This window comes from Rhizobium giardinii bv. giardinii H152 (genome assembly GCF_000379605.1).
GTDB lineage: Bacteria > Pseudomonadota > Alphaproteobacteria > Rhizobiales > Rhizobiaceae > Pararhizobium > Pararhizobium giardinii.
This window is the reverse complement of sequence record NZ_KB902591.1, coordinates 1-16656: the sequence shown is the minus strand read 5'-3', so window position 1 is coordinate 16656 and position 16656 is coordinate 1. Positions and strand designations below refer to the sequence as shown.

20 protein-coding genes and 1 tRNA gene are annotated in these 16656 nt (G+C 60.6%); 12 read left to right on the top strand and 9 right to left on the bottom strand.

The window, feature by feature from the left end:
* The first annotated feature begins 48 nt into the window (after window positions 1-48).
* Together A3AY_RS0107700 and A3AY_RS0107695 are read left to right on the top strand one after the other, a co-directional pair.
* Window positions 49-657 carry a PilZ domain-containing protein gene (locus tag A3AY_RS0107700; protein WP_018325101.1) on the top strand — a complete coding sequence of 203 codons (609 nt, stop codon included), beginning with the start codon at window positions 49-51 and terminating at the stop codon, window positions 655-657.
* A gap of 641 nt (window positions 658-1298) precedes the next feature.
* Window positions 1299-1907: a transglutaminase-like cysteine peptidase gene (locus tag A3AY_RS0107695; RefSeq protein ID WP_018325100.1), complete on the top strand. Its 609-nt coding sequence runs from the start codon at window positions 1299-1301 to the stop codon at window positions 1905-1907.
* A 167-nt stretch (window positions 1908-2074) separates the two neighbouring features.
* Here the strand turns inward: A3AY_RS0107695 and A3AY_RS0107690 are convergent, their stop codons facing one another.
* Window positions 2075-2398, bottom strand: a complete 324-nt coding sequence (locus A3AY_RS0107690; protein ID WP_018325099.1) for a DUF6949 family protein — start codon at window positions 2396-2398, stop codon at window positions 2075-2077.
* A gap of 140 nt (window positions 2399-2538) precedes the next feature.
* Between A3AY_RS0107690 and A3AY_RS0107685 the strand changes: the two genes are divergently transcribed.
* The 3 genes from A3AY_RS0107685 (at window position 2539) to A3AY_RS0107675 (ending at window position 5284) form a co-directional block, all read left to right on the top strand.
* Window positions 2539-3270 carry a hypothetical protein gene (locus tag A3AY_RS0107685; RefSeq protein WP_018325098.1) on the top strand — a complete coding sequence of 244 codons (732 nt, stop codon included), beginning with the start codon at window positions 2539-2541 and terminating at the stop codon, window positions 3268-3270.
* 200 nt (window positions 3271-3470) lie between these two features.
* A complete protein-coding gene (locus tag A3AY_RS0107680) occupies window positions 3471-4940 on the top strand; it encodes an SPOR domain-containing protein (RefSeq protein ID WP_018325097.1) in 1470 nt (489 codons plus the stop codon).
* Between the two features lie 77 nt (window positions 4941-5017).
* Complete coding sequence (locus tag A3AY_RS0107675) at window positions 5018-5284, top strand: hypothetical protein (RefSeq protein ID WP_018325096.1); 267 nt, start codon at window positions 5018-5020, stop codon at window positions 5282-5284.
* Between the two features lie 61 nt (window positions 5285-5345).
* Here A3AY_RS0107675 and A3AY_RS0107670 read toward each other — a convergent pair whose 3' ends face one another.
* Both A3AY_RS0107670 and A3AY_RS0107665 read right to left on the bottom strand, forming a co-directional pair.
* Complete coding sequence (locus tag A3AY_RS0107670; protein ID WP_018325095.1) at window positions 5346-5783, bottom strand: DUF1489 family protein; 438 nt, start codon at window positions 5781-5783, stop codon at window positions 5346-5348.
* Between the two features lie 69 nt (window positions 5784-5852).
* Window positions 5853-7253 (bottom strand): L-serine ammonia-lyase, encoded by a 1401-nt coding sequence (locus tag A3AY_RS0107665; RefSeq protein ID WP_018325094.1) that lies wholly within the window; start codon window positions 7251-7253, stop codon window positions 5853-5855.
* Between the two features lie 255 nt (window positions 7254-7508).
* Between A3AY_RS0107665 and A3AY_RS0107660 the strand changes: the two genes are divergently transcribed.
* From A3AY_RS0107660 to A3AY_RS0107650, 3 genes are all read left to right on the top strand, one after another.
* The gene (locus A3AY_RS0107660; RefSeq protein WP_018325093.1) at window positions 7509-8201 is read left to right on the top strand and encodes a DUF599 domain-containing protein; all 693 of its coding nucleotides are present in this window, start codon (window positions 7509-7511) and stop codon (window positions 8199-8201) included.
* A gap of 79 nt (window positions 8202-8280) precedes the next feature.
* A complete protein-coding gene (locus tag A3AY_RS0107655; RefSeq protein WP_018325092.1) occupies window positions 8281-9288 on the top strand; it encodes a heparan-alpha-glucosaminide N-acetyltransferase in 1008 nt (335 codons plus the stop codon).
* A gap of 2 nt (window positions 9289-9290) precedes the next feature.
* Window positions 9291-9764, top strand: a complete 474-nt coding sequence (locus A3AY_RS0107650) for a methyltransferase family protein (RefSeq protein WP_018325091.1) — start codon at window positions 9291-9293, stop codon at window positions 9762-9764.
* A 28-nt stretch (window positions 9765-9792) separates the two neighbouring features.
* Here A3AY_RS0107650 and A3AY_RS0107645 read toward each other — a convergent pair whose 3' ends face one another.
* Together A3AY_RS0107645 and mgtE are read right to left on the bottom strand one after the other, a co-directional pair.
* Complete coding sequence (locus A3AY_RS0107645; protein WP_026203218.1) at window positions 9793-10179, bottom strand: MerR family transcriptional regulator; 387 nt, start codon at window positions 10177-10179, stop codon at window positions 9793-9795.
* Window positions 10180-10345: 166 nt separating this feature from the next.
* Window positions 10346-11773, bottom strand: a complete 1428-nt coding sequence (gene mgtE / locus A3AY_RS0107640; protein WP_018325089.1) for a magnesium transporter — start codon at window positions 11771-11773, stop codon at window positions 10346-10348.
* A 255-nt stretch (window positions 11774-12028) separates the two neighbouring features.
* On the opposite strand from mgtE, the gene A3AY_RS0107635 reads away from it, so the two are divergent.
* The gene (locus A3AY_RS0107635) at window positions 12029-12529 is read left to right on the top strand and encodes a peptide deformylase (RefSeq protein ID WP_026203217.1); all 501 of its coding nucleotides are present in this window, start codon (window positions 12029-12031) and stop codon (window positions 12527-12529) included.
* Window positions 12530-12593: 64 nt separating this feature from the next.
* Here A3AY_RS0107635 and A3AY_RS0107630 read toward each other — a convergent pair.
* Window positions 12594-12678 (bottom strand) — tRNA-Leu (locus A3AY_RS0107630).
* Between the two features lie 197 nt (window positions 12679-12875).
* Here A3AY_RS0107630 and lipB point away from each other — a divergent pair.
* Complete coding sequence (lipB, locus tag A3AY_RS0107625; RefSeq protein WP_018325087.1) at window positions 12876-13619, top strand: lipoyl(octanoyl) transferase LipB; 744 nt, start codon at window positions 12876-12878, stop codon at window positions 13617-13619.
* Here lipB and A3AY_RS0107620 read toward each other — a convergent pair.
* From A3AY_RS0107620 to A3AY_RS0107610, 3 genes are all read right to left on the bottom strand, one after another.
* On the bottom strand, window positions 13592-13771 hold the full coding sequence (locus A3AY_RS0107620) for a hypothetical protein (protein ID WP_018325086.1): 180 nt from the start codon (window positions 13769-13771) through the stop codon (window positions 13592-13594). The genes lipB and A3AY_RS0107620 overlap by 28 nt on opposite strands.
* A 126-nt stretch (window positions 13772-13897) precedes the next feature.
* On the bottom strand, window positions 13898-14446 hold the full coding sequence (locus A3AY_RS34710; protein ID WP_018325085.1) for a hypothetical protein: 549 nt from the start codon (window positions 14444-14446) through the stop codon (window positions 13898-13900).
* Between the two features lie 189 nt (window positions 14447-14635).
* Window positions 14636-15547 carry a DMT family transporter gene (locus A3AY_RS0107610; RefSeq protein WP_018325084.1) on the bottom strand — a complete coding sequence of 304 codons (912 nt, stop codon included), beginning with the start codon at window positions 15545-15547 and terminating at the stop codon, window positions 14636-14638.
* A 225-nt stretch (window positions 15548-15772) separates the two neighbouring features.
* On the opposite strand from A3AY_RS0107610, the gene A3AY_RS0107605 reads away from it, so the two are divergent.
* Window positions 15773-16168 (top strand): helix-turn-helix domain-containing protein, encoded by a 396-nt coding sequence (locus A3AY_RS0107605; protein ID WP_018325083.1) that lies wholly within the window; start codon window positions 15773-15775, stop codon window positions 16166-16168.
* A gap of 87 nt (window positions 16169-16255) precedes the next feature.
* Window positions 16256-16656, top strand: a 401-nt coding sequence (locus A3AY_RS0107600; RefSeq protein ID WP_018325082.1) for an alcohol dehydrogenase catalytic domain-containing protein, incomplete at its 3' end; no start/stop codon positions are given.

The window sequence follows — 16656 nt, the reverse complement described above, 5'->3', positions numbered from 1 at the left end:
GGAAGAGTGTAAAGCTATGACCCGGATGGACATCGCATAAGTGTGGTCATGTATTCGTTTCAGCAAGCGCAGACTGCCGGGCCCAAGCAGCACAACGAAGGCGCGTTTCAACGCGTTTCGGTGAACCTCACCGGCCGGCTCATGCTTGCGAACCACGACGAGTTCGAATGCACCGCGATCGACATGTCACCAGGCGACGTTCTTTTCACCTGCGACGCGCGGCCGCGCACCGGCGAGCGCATCATCGCCTATGTCGACCATGTCGGCCGGCTTGAAGGCACCGTTTCGCGGCTTGCCGAAAACGCCTTTGTCATCCAGATCAATGCCACCGACCGAAAGCGCGAAAAGCTCGCCGCCCAATTGACCTGGATTGCCAACAAGCACGAGCTTGGCCTGCCGGAAGACCGGCGGCATGATCGCCTTGCGCCGCGCAAGACCCGCACCGAAGTCACGCTCGACGACGGCAGCAAATATGTCTGCCGCATCATCGACCTGTCGCTGTCCGGCGCCGCCGTCGACATCGAAACCCGCCTGCCGCTTGGCACGGCCGTCCTGCTTGGCAGCATGAAGGGCCGCGTCGTGCGCCATTTCCAGGAAGGCATGGCAATCGAATTCCTCGGGATCCAGTCGCGTGAAGCGCTGAGAGAGTTTCTCTAGCCCCCGTCGAACATGGCGAGCCGCATCTCAGCGGTGCCTTCAACCACCACCCAAGATCGCGCGCGCTCCGACACCCGCAGGGGCAGTCTTTGCGACCGCAGCGCCAACCAATCCCACCGCCATACTCAAGCAGAAAATCACGCCCGGCGCCAGAAGACACGCCGGAGCGTCCCGATTTGGCACATTTCCAACCTTGCAAGCGTCTCGTTTATTTGAATCTCATCATTCGGCCGCATTTTTTTCGTGCCAGAAAAAAATAATTCCCTCTTTTTACAGGGATGTCGGGGCAAAACCAGCAATCATCCTGGTAAACAAAGTCTATCCTGGACACGACCGCGCCGGTCCGACCCTGCCGCCATTCGTGCCGACATTGCGTCTCTTTCCGTCCATCACCGATGAGACGTCCAGAAAGCCTCGATTTTTCCGTTGGATAAATGGTTTCCCATCGCTTAACCGCCGGTATGTGCGCGGAAAATCGATCAAAATTTACTCGCATTTGAATCAAATGCACGTCAAGTTTTATTCAAGTTAAATTCGAGTTTTATACTTATTTAAATCAGTTTTGTACTTTATTTTACTTCCAATTTTCGCGAGCAATAAAAATCTCGGTGTCATTGTCTAACCACAACGGGGAGACACGCATGACAACCAGAACAATCCTGAAGGCAGGCTTCGTCGCCGCGCTCTTCTCTGCAGTCGCCACGCATTCGGCGCTCGCTTTTCCAGCCAACATGACAACCGATGGCCCGACCAATCCGCCGGTCGGACATTACGAATTCTGCCGCAACCTGCCGCAGGAATGCGGGTCCAATCCGGGCAGCCGGGCACCGGCGGTGCTGACCCGGGATGGCTGGAAGACGATTCTTGAGGTCAATTACGACGTCAACCAGGCGGTGGCACCGATGACCGACAAGGAAATCTACGGCGTCGAAGAGCATTGGGCCTATCCCGACAAGGTCGGCGACTGCGAGGACTATGTGCTCTTGAAGCGCAAGCGGCTGATGCAGGCCGGCTTTTCGCAGTCCGATCTCCTGATCACGGTCGTCCTGCAACCCAATGGTGACGGCCATGCGGTGCTGACCGTGCGGACCGATCGCGGCGACTTCATCCTCGACAACATGCGTAACAAGGTACTGCTGTGGTCGGAGACCGAATACACCTATCTCAAGCGGCAGTCGGAGCAGAATTCCAGCCGGTGGGTAAAGCTCGAGGATGGCCGCACCGTCGCCGTCGGCAGCGTATCCCAGTAGGCGTCACGAATATCAGAGATTCGCGGATCGGCTCAGGATGCCCGGCCCGCGTCTGAAGAGGGCTTCGGTCAGTCCCCAATCCCCGTCCCAGACCTGGGCCCTTTTTGGCCGGTTCCGCTGTCCCCGGAACCGGCCTTTTCGTTGCGCAAAGTTGTCCCTGAAAAAAATCAGGGCGCCGTCAGTCCGGCAAGACGCACACACTCGACAACCACTACGCCGTAGCAGCAGGCCCAGCCGCAGGCGATCACAACGCTAGCGACACCATCGCCGGTTCGCAGGCCGCCGGAGAGCAGCATCCGCCGGAGCGCGTGTGCGAGCAAAGCAGGGCCGGCAAACAGCGCAAGGAAGATGGCGAACGGCCGGAAATTGTTCCTCACCAAATCATGCGACGCCGGCCAGTGACGGTGGCCCGCGACGCGGCTGACATCCAGAACAATGAAGGAGACGCCAAATCCGGCAGCGAGCAGAATGAAGATCATCATAAAATTCATTGAAAATTAACCATGTTGCGGCAGCGTTTAAGTTGTCCTGCCAACCAGCAAGTTCCGTGCCGCCCAGGCTATTTCGTTTCGGCACGCATTCGGCTGGAGCATATACCGCCTGTTAACGAGAGCAAGGTTGCGACCCGCCGATGACAGCCAACCCTGCAGACACCGCCGAGGATCACGGCCCACTGATCTCGCCGCGTTTTGTCTATGGACTGACGGCGGTTGTCGCGAGCCTTGCCCTGTTGACCGCAAGCATCAGCGTTGCAGGGCGCTGGTATGGCGAAAACCTGGCGCTGGCGGGACATACGACGAGCACCGAAAACAACGATATTTTCATCGGACAGGACCACCTGCGGCTGTCGTCCAACGTGATCCGCTTCGAAGAGCAACGCCGCACCGGTGCGGCCGAACGCGCCGATCTCTACCTCACATGGCCCGGCATGCAGGGTTACACCGACGGCACCCGTACCCTCTTCAACAACGTCAACCACCCAGAATCGCTGATCTTTCTTCAAGTTTCCCAGAGCACGATGTCGCGCGACATGTCCGGCCGGCTGGAACCGATCTACCAGCATCTTTTCGACGGGACCGCCCTGCCCGGCCCGGCCGGGTTGCAACGCCACGCCATGAAAGAGAGCTCCGGCTACGGCGAGGAAGTTTTCTTCACCGCGGACCGTGGCGGCGACACGCCCTACGCCGTGCGCTGCATCCTGCCTGAGACTCCGGCAACATCCACCAGCGCCGATTGCCAGCGCGATATCCACGCTGGCCACGATCTTGTTGTGCTTTACCGCTTTTCGAGCCAATTGCTGCCACATTGGCAAGCCATCGACACGGCCGTCCTCAACTACGTGAACAGCAAGCTCGCCCCATGACATTCCCTCCTCCCCGGTCGCCCGTCATTTTCTCGGCTGCGGCTGTTTGTACCGAAATGCAATTCAAGCGGCAGAATGCAGAAACCAATCGTTCATCATAAACCGATTGGTAACGCTATCCCGATAGAGTTCTGAGAACAGTCGTTTCTGGAGGCCACGCCCGGACGACATCTGTGAAAAAAGAATGAAGAGTTAGTGTAGTGTCCAAATCCATATTCAACGGTTCCGTTCAACGCACCATCACCCCATTCTTTCAGAGGGCTTGCCGGGTGCTGTTGGTCTCGTTGGCTGCGTCGCTGACGACCATTTCCGCGGCCGCTGCGGCCCAATATGCCGGTATCGTGGTCGATGCCAAGACCGGCAAGGTGCTCTACAGCGAGGATGCCGACAGCCTGCGCTACCCGGCCTCCCTCACGAAAATGATGACGCTCTACCTGACCTTCGAGGCTCTTGAAGCCGGCAAGATCAGCAAGAGCACGCCGGTTCCCTTCTCCAAGCGCGCATCCGCCGAACCGCCGTCGAAGCTTGGCGTACGCGCCGGCAATTCGATCACCGTCGAACAGGCTATCCTTGCCCTTGTGACGCGCTCGGCGAATGACGCGTCAACCGCGCTCGGCGAACTGCTTGGCGGCTCGGAGGAACGCTTTGGCCGTATCATGACCAACAAGGCCCGTGCCCTTGGCATGACCCGCACCACCTACCGCAATGCCAACGGCCTCCCGAACACCGCGCAGATGACGACGGCGCGCGACCAGGCGCGCCTCGGCATCGCGCTTCGCCAGCATTTCCCGCAATATTATTCCTATTTCTCGACCCGCAGCTTCCGTTTCGGCAAGCAGACGATCGGCAATCACAACCGTCTTCTCGGCAATGTTCGCGGCGTCGACGGGATCAAGACCGGTTACACCCGCGCTGCGGGCTTCAACCTGGTGACATCGGCACAGGCCGATGGCCGCAGCATCGTGGGCGTCGTGCTCGGCGGCAAGTCCGGCGCCGCTCGCGACGCGCAGATGCGCGCCCTCGTCGCCAAATATTTGCCGGCAGCCTCGCGTCGCGGCGGCGGTGACCTGATTGCGCAGACGGCTGATGCGCCGACCATGCAGGCGCAAGCTGTCGAACAACCGGCCGAGGCGGCAGTTGCCGCGACCGGCGGCAGCTTCAACCTGCCCAACAGCGGCCCTGTTCCGGATTTCCGCTACAGCGGCGAAACCACCCAGAGCATCGAAGTCGCCTATGCCGAACCGGCAAAGGTCGGTGCCAACCCGGTTCTGAGCGAAAACATCGTGCCGAACACGCTGGAAGCCCAGAGCCGCAAGATCGCCAAGGCTGCGCCGGTCCCGGCCGCCACTGTCGACAACCAGATCACCAATTCCGTTGCCAAGCCTGCAGCCGAAACGCCGGTCTCCGCCACCGAATCGAAGCCTGCCGGCTGGGTCATTCAGATCGGCGCGACGCCGGACAAGGACCAGGCAATGACACTGCTCGAAAACGCCAAGGACAAGGGCGGCAAAGCCCTGCGCGGCGCAACGCCCTTTACCGTCGCCTTCGCCAGCGGTGACGGCCATCTCTATCGCGCGCGCTTCAGTGGTTTCGCCAATCAGGATAAGGCCCTGAATGCCTGTAAGACGCTGAAGCGCAAGGGGTTCGCCTGCTGGGCAAGTCTGCAATAAGGTTTGGAAGTTTCGATCGCCGGTGCGTGTTTGCCGGCGGTCCTCCTCGGATTGGGTTTTGCGTAACGAGGTCAGTTATGGGAATGAACGAGAATGGTCCGGGCATGACGCCCGCTTCAGACAAGAAACGGAAGGCGCCGCGCTACGGCCTGCATCCCTTGCATGAAGCGGCGATGCGCATCGCCGAACTCGGCAGCCGCCCGAAGTCGAAGACGAAGGATCTGGTGACGCTGCTGCTCACGCATGGCGCGCGGGCCTGGCGTTCAACCCAGCCGAACGCCTCCATCCACGTGCACGTCACCTCGCCCTCGGGGCGCTTTCCGGTCCGGATCAGAATCCGCTAAAAGAGACGATATCCAGGACGATGAAAGCCCGGCATCGCCGGGCTTTCATCGTTCAGCACGGTCAAAGAAGGCCAAGCTCCGCGAGTTCCCGCCGCAGTTCGAGCGGCATCTCGGTCGCCTCGTCGCCCAGCGCCGTCAAGTCGCGCGGCGCATCCTTGTCCTCCAGGTAGCGCCAGCCCTGGAAGGCCCGGCGCGGCTGGTAGGCTGTTTCGATCACTTCGGGACCAAGAACCAGGTTGCAACGGCCAATTCCGTCAGCATCGGTAAATGTCTCAATACCGATCAGCCGCTGGCGTGCCTGCACCTGGCCTTTGATTACCCAATAAAGCGACCCGCCATCGAGCAATTCCTCGGTGCGTTTGGGGACCATGCGGGTCGTGTGGGAGGAATGCGGCTCGAGGCCGGCAGCAATCGCCGTCAGGGCCCGCCGCGAAACCCATTCGCGAAGGTCCTCGATCGAATCCGCGCCGACGCAGAGCTTGATGAGATGCAAGGCCATGGCCGGTGTTGAACACCCAGTAGGTCCTCGCGGTCAAGCTTGTTCTTGACCGCTCCACAGGACGACGCGCTAGCACTCCACGACATTGACGGCGAGGCCGCCCGTCGAGGTCTCCTTGTATTTGTCGTGCATATCGACGCCGGTCTGGCGCATTGTCTCGATGCAGGCATCCAGCGGCACGAAATGCTGCCCGTCGCCCTTGATCGCCAACGACGCGGCGGTGACAGCCTTGACCGCGCCGAGCGCATTGCGCTCGATGCAGGGCACCTGCACGAGGCCAGCAATCGGATCGCAGGTCATGCCGAGATGATGTTCGAGCGCGATTTCCGCGGCGTTCTCGATCTGCTCGGGCGTGCCGCCCATCACGGCCGCAAGCCCGGCCGCCGCCATCGCAGATGCAGAGCCGACTTCGCCCTGACAGCCGACCTCGGCGCCGGAGATCGAGGCGTTGAACTTGATGATGCCGCCGATTGCAGCGGCGGTCAGAAGATAGTCGCGAATGCCATGATGGTCCGCATCGTCGTGAAAATGCAGATAGTAACGGATGGTCGCCGGAACCACGCCGGCTGCGCCATTGGTCGGTGAGGTCACCACCCTGCCGCCAGCGGCGTTCTCCTCGTTGACCGCCATCGCGTAGACGCTCAGCCAGTCGTTGGCGAGCAGCGGATTGACCTTGTTGGAGCGCCATTCCTCCTGCAGCTTGTCGTGGATCATGGCGGCGCGGCGGCGCACCTTCAGCCCGCCGGGCAGGATACCGCCGCCGGTCAGGCCGCGGTCGATGCAGCTTTTCATTGCCGCCCAGATGCGATCGAGCCCTTCGTCCAGTTCCTCCCGCGACATCGAACATTCCTCGTTCGCCCGCTTCATCTGGGCGATCGACAGGCCCGAACGCGCCGCCATCTCAAGCATCTGCCTGGCGGTCGAGAAGGGATAGGGGACCTTGACGCCGCCCGGCTTTGCCTTGCTCGCCTTCATCGCCTCAAGTTCCGTATCGGTGACGACGAAGCCGCCGCCGATGGAATAATAGACGCGCTTCAGCAGCAACCGCCCATCCCTGTCGAAGGCGGAAAAGGACATGCCATTGGCGTGGCCCGGCAAGGGCACCTTCTTGTCGAAGACGAGGTCGGTCTTCGGCTGGAAATCATAGGCCGGATGTCCGGGCGGCGTGATGCGGCCGGTGCGCTCGACCGTTTCGATGATTTCGTCCATGCGATCTGGATCGACCTGATCGGGGCGCTCGCCCATCAGGCCGAGGATCACCGCCCTGCCCGTTCCATGGCCGATACCGGTAAAGGCGAGCGAACCATGCAGGCTCGACTTGATCGAGGCGACGGCAGCATTGGCCGGCCGCGGCCAGTCGCTCGACAGGATCAGGTCGAGAAAGCGGTTGGCCGCCGACATCGGGCCCATCGTGTGCGAACTTGAAGGACCGATACCGATCTTGAAGACGTCAAAAACCGAAAGAAACATTCGAACTCCGCCCTGGGCACTGGTTGGCCGGAAACACGCCGACCATGATCATATCTACGAAACTAGGCTATCCTGCGCCTGCCATCAGGCGATCGACCGACATCCGGTCCCGCGGGTGCGACACGCTTTGCGGCTCCCGCGCCATCACGGCGATTCTTCACCTATAAGTCGCCATGCGCGGCAGCCGATTTCAAGGGGCACGGTGAACTTTCGCAGCGCCTTGCAATTTCGGCAAACCATGCCAAAAACACAAGCATGACACTTACCGATTATATCGCATTGGCGGTTTTTGCGCTGCTGTGGACCGGATACAACTGGGCCACGGACGGCAAGGTTCAATTCCAGCGGATCAGCCTGACGCGGCTGATGATGGAGAACCGCCGCCGGTGGCTCCTCAATTCGCTCAATCGCGACCTGAAGATGATCGACACCCAGATCGTTGCCGGCCTGCAGGCGGGTACGGCCTTCTTTGCGTCCACGACAATCTTCGCGCTCGGCGGCTGTTTCGCCTTGCTCGGAGCCACGGACCAGGTCCAGACGATCATGAACGACCTGCCTTACGTCTTTCATGGCGGGCGCAGTGCCTTCGAACTGAAGGTCGGCGGCCTTGCCTGCCTGTTCGCCTATGCCTTTTTCAAGTTCGCCTGGTCCTACCGCCTGTTCAACTACTGCTCCATCCTGGTCGGCGGCATTCCGATGATGTCGGACATGCAGCAGGACCGGGCCGGCGCCGAACGAGCGGCCGGACGTGCAGTCAAGATGAACATCCTCGCCGCCAAGCACTTCAATGCCGGCCTGCGCAGCATCTTCCTGTCGATCGGTTATCTCGGCTGGTTCGTCAGCCCCTACGTCTTCATCGCCCTGACCATCTTCGTCATCTTCGTGCTCACGCGGCGACAATTCTATTCAGAAGCGCGCGAAGCCCTTCTTGACGACACAAACCCTTAAGTTTTTGACACAGCACAGCGAACCCTTGCGCCTGACGCAAGCTTGCCGCCGTATGTTCTGAGAATTGGAAAGTAGAGCCATGTCGATTCGCAACGCAGTCAACGCAAGCGACAATGGGACAGCGCCGCCGGCAACCGCCGAAAAAGGGGGCCGGATCTGGGCGATCGATGCCATGCGCGGTGTCGCCCTGGTCGCCATGGCGACCTATCATTTTTCCTGGGATCTGGAATTCTTCGGCTATATCGAACCTGGCACCGTCGCGACCGGGGCATTCAAGATATATGCACGGCTGATCGCCGGCAGTTTCCTGTTTCTGGCCGGCGTCAGCCTGGTGCTCGGGCACTACCCCGTCTTTCGCGCCCGCTCCTTCGCCATCCGCTTTGCCAAAATAGCAGCCGCTGCCCTCGCCATCACCGGCGTCACCTGGTTTGCCTTCCCCGACAGCTTCATCTTCTTCGGCATCCTGCATTCGATCGCCGCGGCGAGCCTGATCGGCCTGGTCTTCCTCAGGCTGCCCGCCCTCCTGACATTGGCGGCGGCAGCCGCGGCCTTCGCGGCACCGTTCTACCTGCGATCACCGGTGTTCGACACGCCGGCGCTGCTGTGGGTTGGCCTGTCGGAAACCTTGCCCCGCTCCAACGACTATGTCCCCTTGCTCCCATGGCTTGCTCCGTTCCTCGCAGGCATTGCGGCGGCGCGCATTGCAACGGGCTTCGGATGGTTCGACGCATTGCGCACCGACGGCAGCGCGCGGTGGAAAATGCTGCTGACCACGGCCGGACGCAACAGTCTCGTCATCTATCTTCTGCATCAGCCGCTGTTGTTCGCGCTCGTCTATCTCTTCTCTCTCGGTTTTCCCGCAGCCAAGCCGGACCCCGTCGAGGCCTTCCGCGCCAATTGCGAGATGACCTGCCGCAAGCAGGAAACCGCCGCCATCTGCGCGAATTTCTGCGGCTGCACGCTAGACAAGCTGATGGAGGAGAATCTTTTCGAGCCGCTGAACGCCGGCAAAATCGACATCAATACCGACGAGCGCATTGCGCGCATCGCCGGTCAATGCACCGTGGACGCACAAGCGAAGGAATAGACATGAACGCCTATCGCGCCAAGCCGCTGACATATCCCTGGCCACCCTTTCTTTATGTGCTCGCCATGCTGGGGGCGGTGGCCCTGGGGCGTTCGGCGCCGATTGCCGTCGCTCACAGCCAGGGCTGGATACCGTGGCTTGCCGGCGCCGCCCTCGTTCTCATCGCGCTGTTCCTGGATATATGGGCGATGAAGACGCTGATCGAACGGCACACCGCCGTGCTGCCGCATCGGGGTTCATCGCATCTCGTCACCTGCGGACCGTTCCGCTTCACCCGCAATCCGATCTATCTCGGTTACACGATCATGATGGTCGGTTTCGGCCTGATCACGCTCAACCCATGGTTCTTCATTCTGGCCAGCGCTTCCGTGGCCCTGACGACCGCCTTTGCCATCCGCAATGAGGAACTTCATCTGTTGTCGCGCTTCGGGTTCGAGTTCGAGCGCTATTGCCGCGCCACCAGCCGGTGGATTTGACACGAACTGTGGCGCAAGACCGTGCGCGTCAGGTGCCAACACCTATCTCGGCCAGCCGTGTCAGACAGGCTTCCTCGACATTGTTCAATTCTTCGAGTGTCTCCTCGATGTCCTTGCGCTTCTGCTGCAGTTCTTCGCGCTTTTCCTCGACACGCTTCATCAGAAGCCGCAACTGCCCCGCCTCGCCGGGCGGATCCTTGTAGACCTGGATAATTTCGCGAATCTCGGCGATGGTGAAACCGATGCGGCGACCGCGCAGGATTTCCATGATCAACCGGCGGTCGGCCGAGCGGAACAATCGGGTGCGACCGCGCCGCTCCGGATGAATGAGACCCTCATCCTCGTAGAAGCGCAACGTTCGGGTCGATATGCCGAATTCCCGTGTCAGTTCCGTAATGGTATAGTATTTATTCACGCCTGCCTCGCTTGGAACCGCGGCTTGAAGCACCTGAAGCGAGACGCCGGTACTTCACGATGCGGTTCAAGTGTCGCGCCGGTCACCCGCCTGAAAAGAGGCCGTCGCATGTCCCTCGGACAATCTGATTGACTTTGACGTAAAAGTCAAACTTTTCCCGTAAGCGCTAGCTGACATGGAACCACCAGGTCGCGAGACCGAGGAAGGCAAAAAATCCGGTCACGTCCGTCACCGTGGTGACGAAAACCGCCGAAGAGACGGCGGGATCGGCACCGAAACGGTCGAGTAGCAACGGGATCGTGATCCCGGCCAGAGCGGCGGCGATCATGTTGATCAGCATGGCGGCGGCGATGATGCCGCCGATATTGTAGTCCTGGAACCACGCGCCAGCGACGATGCCGATCAACACGCCGAACAGCAACCCGTTCAAGAGGCCGACACCGGCCTCACGGCGAACGATGCGCCAGGCATTGTGAATATCGAGATCGCGGGTCGCGAGCGCCCGCACCGTGACCGTCATCGTCTGCGAGCCGGCATTGCCGCCCATGCCGGCGACGATCGGCATCAGTATGGCAAGGGCGACGATCTGCTGGATCGTTGCCTCGAAAAGCCCGATGACCGAAGCCGCGAGGAACGCTGTTCCCAGATTGACCAGCAGCCAGACGACGCGCGACCGCGACGTGCTGATGATCGAATCGGAGAGTTCTTCGTCACCGACGCCGCCGAGACGCATCAGGTCTTCCTCAGCCTCTTCCTGGATGACGTCGACAACATCATCGATCGTCAGGACACCGACCAGGCGGTTGTTTTCGTCAACGACCGCAGCAGACAAAAGGTCGTATTGCTCGAAGAGCTGGGCAGCTTCTTCCTGGTCCATTTCGGCCGGGATCGGGTGCACCGTCTCGCGCATGATGGTCTCGATCTTGACCGAGCGCTTGGTGCGCAGGATACGGTCGAGATCGAGCGCGCCGACCAGCTTGAAGGTCGGATCGATAACGAAGATCTGGGTAAAGCTTTCGGGCAGGTCATCGTCCTCGCGCATGTAGTCGATGGTCTGACCGACCGTCCAGAATGGCGGCACCGCCACGAACTCCGTCTGCATGCGGCGACCGGCCGTGCTTTCGGGATAGTCGAGCGAACGGCGCAGCCGCACCCGTTCCGTGAACGGCAGCTTCGACAGGATTTCTTCCTGGTCTTCCTGGTCGAGGTCTTCCAGGATGTAGACGGCGTCGTCCGAATCCATCTCGCCGATCGCAGCGGCGATCTGCTCGTTCGGCAGGTGTTCGACGATGTCGAGGCGGATCGCCTCGTCCACTTCGGTCAGTGCCGACAGGTCGAAATCCTCGCCAAGCAGGGAAACCAGCGCCCGGCGCTGCTCCGGCTGGATCGCTTCCAGCACGTCGCCCATCTCCGACGCGTGCAGGCGGGCAACATGCTGGCGAAGATAGAGCAGATCGCGATCGGCAATCGCCGCGCCGACATGCATCAGGTAGTCGGAACGCACCGACCCGTCTTCGGCATAGATGTCGGAGCCGTCATAGGCGTCTTCGCCCACCGCGTTGCGCTCATTTTCCTGATCGCCGGTGCTGCTCATGTGCCCGCCCTCGCAAGAATTGCAGCCATCCATGCCGCCGGCACACGAACCGGCGGGAGCAGGAAGGCCATGTCATATGCCGATGGTCGCGGAGCCCCCGCGAGAGGAACCGCCCTTCCCTGCTAAACCAACCTACCGGCAAGGTCCACCATCCGATTCGCCCCCAGAGCGATCGCGCCATCACTTTTACCCAAGCTGTTGCAAAAACACAGAAATTGTTTAGCTCTGAGGCGGCTTAATTACGCGGAGGCGACCTTGCCGATACGATTGATCCTGCGATTTCCCGATGCGCGGCTGAGCATGCCGGCAGTTCCCGTGGAACGGTTCGACAAGGATCTCGCCGCGCTTGCCGACGACCTCCTGGAAACGATGCGCGCAGCGCCGGGCGTCGGCATCACGGCGCCGCATATCGGCGTCCTGCAGCGCATCACGGTTATCGAGCTGGATTCCGCATCGGGACCGAAAATCTACGTCAATCCGGAAATTGTCTGGTCGTCCAGCGACACGGTCTCGCACACCGAAGGCAGCGTTTCCATGCCGGGAATCACCGAAGACGTCGTTCGTCCCCGCCTGATCCGCCTCCGCTACCAGACGATTGCCGGCGATGTGGTCGAGACGGAAGTCGATGGTTTTCTATCGATCTGCCTGCAGCACGAGATCGACCAGCTCGACGGCATCTTCTGGCTGCAGCGGCTGTCCCGGCTGAAGCGCGAGCGCGCGACAAAGCGTTTCGCAAAACTCGGCAGGATTGGCTAAGCGCTTTTCAGGACATAAAAAAACCCGCTGAAAGCGGGCTCTTTTTGCTTGGCTCGAAAGCCAATGGTGCGGTCGAGAAGACTCGAACTTCCACGGGTTGCCCCACAGCGACCTCAACGCTGCGCGTCTACCAATTCCGCCACGACCGCATCGTGGTAGGTGCCCGATTGCTCCGGCGGGGGTGCATGTAGCAAAAGCATTTGGGGTGCACAAGAGCAGGATGACAGAAAGTTGACGGCAACAGCAACTATTTCAACAAGCCGATCTCGCGTCCCCTGAGAACGCTGGACTCTTGGCCCTTCGCGTACCATCTAGAAACCACGCACAAACAGGATTGCCGGCGACCATGCAACGCGAAAGCCTTGAAAAGACATTCTTCTCTGCCGAAGGATCAGCGGCGGTGCGCTGGCGAATCGCGCCTTCGCTCGTCGATTATGCCAAGGCTGTGGAAACGATGGAGCGCGAAGCAGCGGCAATCTCGGCCGGCGAGGCGGACGAACTCGTATGGCTCGTCGAGCATCCGCCGCTCTATACCGCCGGCACCAGCGCCGATGCATCGGACCTCGTCATGCCCGACCGATTTCCGGTGTACCAGACGGGCCGCGGCGGCGAATACACCTATCACGGGCCGGGACAGCGCGTCGTCTACGTCATGCTCGATCTGAAGCGGCGCAAGCAGGACGTGCGGGCCTTCGTCGCTGCGCTCGAAGGCGTGATTATCGAAACGCTCGCCAGCATGAACGTCAAGGGCGAGCGCCGGGAAGAGCGTGTCGGCGTCTGGGTGCGCCGGCCGGAACGGCCGGCGCTGCCCGATGGCTCGATGGCGGAAGACAAGATTGCCGCAATCGGTATCCGCCTGCGCAAATGGGTGAGCTTTCACGGGCTTTCGCTGAATGTCGATCCGGATCTCGATCATTTCGGCGGCATCGTGCCCTGCGGTATTCGCGGTTACGGCGTCACAAGCCTCGTCGATCTCGGCCTGCCGGTGATGATCACCGATGTCGACATCAAGCTGCGCCAGGCGTTCGAGGCCATTTTCGGCCCGACAATCAACGACGGCGCTCAGGAAAACAGCCGGTCCGTCGCATAGATGATGGCATTGCCATGCAGGGCGACGGCGGAATAGAGACCACGGCGGCTGATGATACGCTGACGGCAAGTCATCTCGTTCAGACGATGCCGTGGCTTGACGCCGCCCTGTCCCATCAGGCTCAGCAGAGCAAAGACGGCGAGCCCAGCCAAGCGCCTGCGACGACAAACCGATATGCCAGCCCACCGCGAGAATGGCCAATGTCAGTAAAAACTTCCGGTCGTCAGGCACAATCAAGCGGAGAGCCGGCGATCGCCCGCTGCCCTGCTTCCAAGGCCCTATGCCGCGGTCGCATCATGGGCCGGCAACCCCGTCAGAATGCCGAGCTCATCGAGCGCCCGCTGCTCCTGCGCCGTAAGATGGTTGCCGCGCGAGCGTGCAATCGCGCTCATCACCCGGCCAATCAGCATGACGTCGGATTTTTGCAACCCGCGTTGCCTGCCGCCGCGCATTACGGCCCAGGCGCCGATTTCGTCGGTGATCGCCAGGCGAATCTGCTCAAGCGCAAAGATCGACAGCCTGTCGGGAATGCGCGACGACATATCGATGACATGAAACAGCAGATCCAGTTCCGGGCGCGAATTGATCACGCCGCGCGTCGAGATCATGGCGATCAGCCAATCGGCATTCCACTCGTCCACCGAGCCCTGCGGTTCGGTGCGGTGGACGATGAAATCCGTCATGGTCTCGATGAAATAGTGATGCCACCCGGGACATTTTTCGCTGCAGGAGCTGTTGATTGCCAGGAGGATCATCGCATCCTGCGATGATGTCAGTCCTCCGGCGAAAACATGCTCGCGCAGGACGTCGACATCTTTTGCCGTCAAGCGCATTTTCCCGGCGATCGCACATGCCGGGTAAGAAAGACGAAGTTCACTCATCTTTTCTCTCTCCCGTTTCATCATGAAACTGGAAGTAGCGTAGGCGCAACGCCTTTCTATTCAGAAAAGAATGGGCGTTAACAAACGCCTGCGCGATTCATTCAAATTTTACCATTGCAGCGCCGCGCCTCATTCTCAAACAGCATCCGATTCCAGGGAATTATCCAGTAGCCCCGCCTGCCGCTCCCGCCAGATCATGAAAAGGCCGGAACCAACGATGATCGCGATGCCAAGCCATTTCGACGCTGTCGGAAATTCGCTGAAGATCAGGAAACCCAGAGCGGTCCCGGTGATGATCTCGAAATAGTGGAACGGAGCAAGAAGCGATACGGGGGCTGCCTGAAACGCCTTGACGACCAGGAGGTGGCCGTAGCCGGAAATCGTGCCGAGGGCGATGACCAGAACCCAGCCGAGTGGGGAATGCGGCAGCGACGGCACGAAATCCGCCGCTCCGGCGCTGTGTCCGACGGCGATTATCACGATCATGAACAGAGACCCGCCGATCCCGGCGATCGTCTGCATCGCCAGCGGCGTGTCGGCACTGCCGACAATCCGGTTCAACAGAAGATAGCAGGCAAACAGGAAGGCGCAGAAAACCGGCAGCAGCGACGTCAAGCCGAAGAGCTCGAAGCTCGGCTGGATAACGATCATTGCGCCGCCGAAACCGATGACGATGGCGAGCCAGCGCCGCCATCCGACTTTTTCGCGCAGGATCAGTGCCGAAAGGCAGGTAAGGATAAACGGTTCGACGAAATAGATGGCGAAGACGTCGGCAAGCGGCATGTATTTGACAGAAACGAAGAACAACAATGCCGCGCCGGCAAGCAGCACGCCGCGCAGCAGATTGAACCACAGCCGCCTGGGTTTCAGCGCCCGCAGACCACCCGTGGTCAGCAAGAGTGGCAGCACAGACACGAGCTGGAAGAAGAACCTGTAGAACGTCACCTGCCCCGGGGACATGCCCTGATAGACGGCCATGTATTTGGCGATCGCATCCATGCAGGGCAGGATGATCATCGCAATCAGCATGATCGCAAGACCCTGCATGACGGTGGTGGCGGGGGTTATACGCGATGGCGTGCTCAAGCTGTCGCTCCATTTCTTTGTTGTCGGACCACGAAGCGAAAGGCGTTTTTGGCGGTATTTTTGGCGTGCTGAAGTGTCCGATCGCGTGGAGGTCGGTATAGACTGGTCGGGTGAACCATCCGACCGCATTCGCGCGGCCGCCCCGGAACTCGACCATCCAAGCCAAGAAGGCAAAAGGAGAGACCGATGCGCTTATCAACCGATACCTTTCTAGCGATGATTCGCCAGCCAAGCGACAATGATACGCTTGGCGGCCGCATCTGGCGCGCGCGCGATGCGATGAATCTCTCTGTCCAGGAGCTGGCAGACCGGCTGGGCGTTCGCAGCGACACGATTTCCGCATGGGAGCGCGACCGGTCGGAACCGCGCACCAGCCGGTTGTTCACGCTGGCGGGCGTGCTGGGGGTCAGCCCGGCCTGGCTGATCGCCGGTATCGGTGAGGCGCCGAAGGACGATCTTTCCAACAGCGTTGCCGGCCAGTTGCGCGACCAGCTGGCGCAGGTGAAGAAACTGCACGAGCAGACTGGAAAGGCGATCTCTGCCCTTGAGATGGAAATCAACCGCGTCCTGCAGGACATATGACAATCACGACTCAAAATAGCCGATTCCGGCTTGAGCGCCGCACGCCACTCTGCGATTGTGGCGCCAAATCATTCAGGGAGAAGAACCATGGACGTACGCGCCGCTGTTGCCGTTCAGGCCGGCAAGCCATTGGAAATCATGACCGTTCAGCTGGATGGCCCGCGCGCCGGCGAAGTGCTGGTCGAGGTCAAGGCGACCGGCATCTGCCACACCGACGAGTTCACGCTGTCGGGTGCCGATCCGGAAGGCCTGTTTCCGGCGATCCTCGGCCATGAAGGCGCCGGCATCGTCGTCGAAGTCGGACCGGGCGTCACGTCGCTGAAGAAGGGCGACCATGTCATTCCGCTCTACACGCCGGAATGCCGCGAATGCTACTCGTGCCTGTCGCGCAAGACCAACCTGTGCACCTCGATCCGCGCCACTCAAGGCCAGGGCCTGATGCCGGACGGCACCTCGCGCTTCTCGATCGGCAAGGACAAGATCTTCCA

What these genes read in the sequence shown, in the direction of transcription:
- A3AY_RS0107675 (WP_018325096.1), top strand. Translation starts at nt 5,018, where the DNA reads ATGGGAATGAACGAGAATGGTCCGGGCATGACGCCCGCTTCAGACAAG.
- A3AY_RS0107665 (WP_018325094.1), bottom strand. Translation starts at nt 7,253, where the DNA reads ATGTTTCTTTCGGTTTTTGACGTCTTCAAGATCGGTATCGGTCCTTCA.
- A3AY_RS0107605 (WP_018325083.1), top strand. Translation starts at nt 15,773, where the DNA reads ATGCGCTTATCAACCGATACCTTTCTAGCGATGATTCGCCAGCCAAGC.
- A3AY_RS0107670 (WP_018325095.1), bottom strand. Translation starts at nt 5,783, where the DNA reads ATGGCCTTGCATCTCATCAAGCTCTGCGTCGGCGCGGATTCGATCGAG.
- A3AY_RS0107610 (WP_018325084.1), bottom strand. Translation starts at nt 15,547, where the DNA reads ATGCAGGGTCTTGCGATCATGCTGATTGCGATGATCATCCTGCCCTGC.
- mgtE (WP_018325089.1), bottom strand. Translation starts at nt 11,773, where the DNA reads ATGAGCAGCACCGGCGATCAGGAAAATGAGCGCAACGCGGTGGGCGAA.
- A3AY_RS0107660 (WP_018325093.1), top strand. Translation starts at nt 7,509, where the DNA reads ATGACACTTACCGATTATATCGCATTGGCGGTTTTTGCGCTGCTGTGG.
- A3AY_RS0107690 (WP_018325099.1), bottom strand. Translation starts at nt 2,398, where the DNA reads ATGAATTTTATGATGATCTTCATTCTGCTCGCTGCCGGATTTGGCGTC.
- A3AY_RS0107650 (WP_018325091.1), top strand. Translation starts at nt 9,291, where the DNA reads ATGAACGCCTATCGCGCCAAGCCGCTGACATATCCCTGGCCACCCTTT.
- A3AY_RS0107655 (WP_018325092.1), top strand. Translation starts at nt 8,281, where the DNA reads ATGTCGATTCGCAACGCAGTCAACGCAAGCGACAATGGGACAGCGCCG.
- A3AY_RS0107685 (WP_018325098.1), top strand. Translation starts at nt 2,539, where the DNA reads ATGACAGCCAACCCTGCAGACACCGCCGAGGATCACGGCCCACTGATC.
- A3AY_RS0107700 (WP_018325101.1), top strand. Translation starts at nt 49, where the DNA reads ATGTATTCGTTTCAGCAAGCGCAGACTGCCGGGCCCAAGCAGCACAAC.
- lipB (WP_018325087.1), top strand. Translation starts at nt 12,876, where the DNA reads ATGCAACGCGAAAGCCTTGAAAAGACATTCTTCTCTGCCGAAGGATCA.
- A3AY_RS0107695 (WP_018325100.1), top strand. Translation starts at nt 1,299, where the DNA reads ATGACAACCAGAACAATCCTGAAGGCAGGCTTCGTCGCCGCGCTCTTC.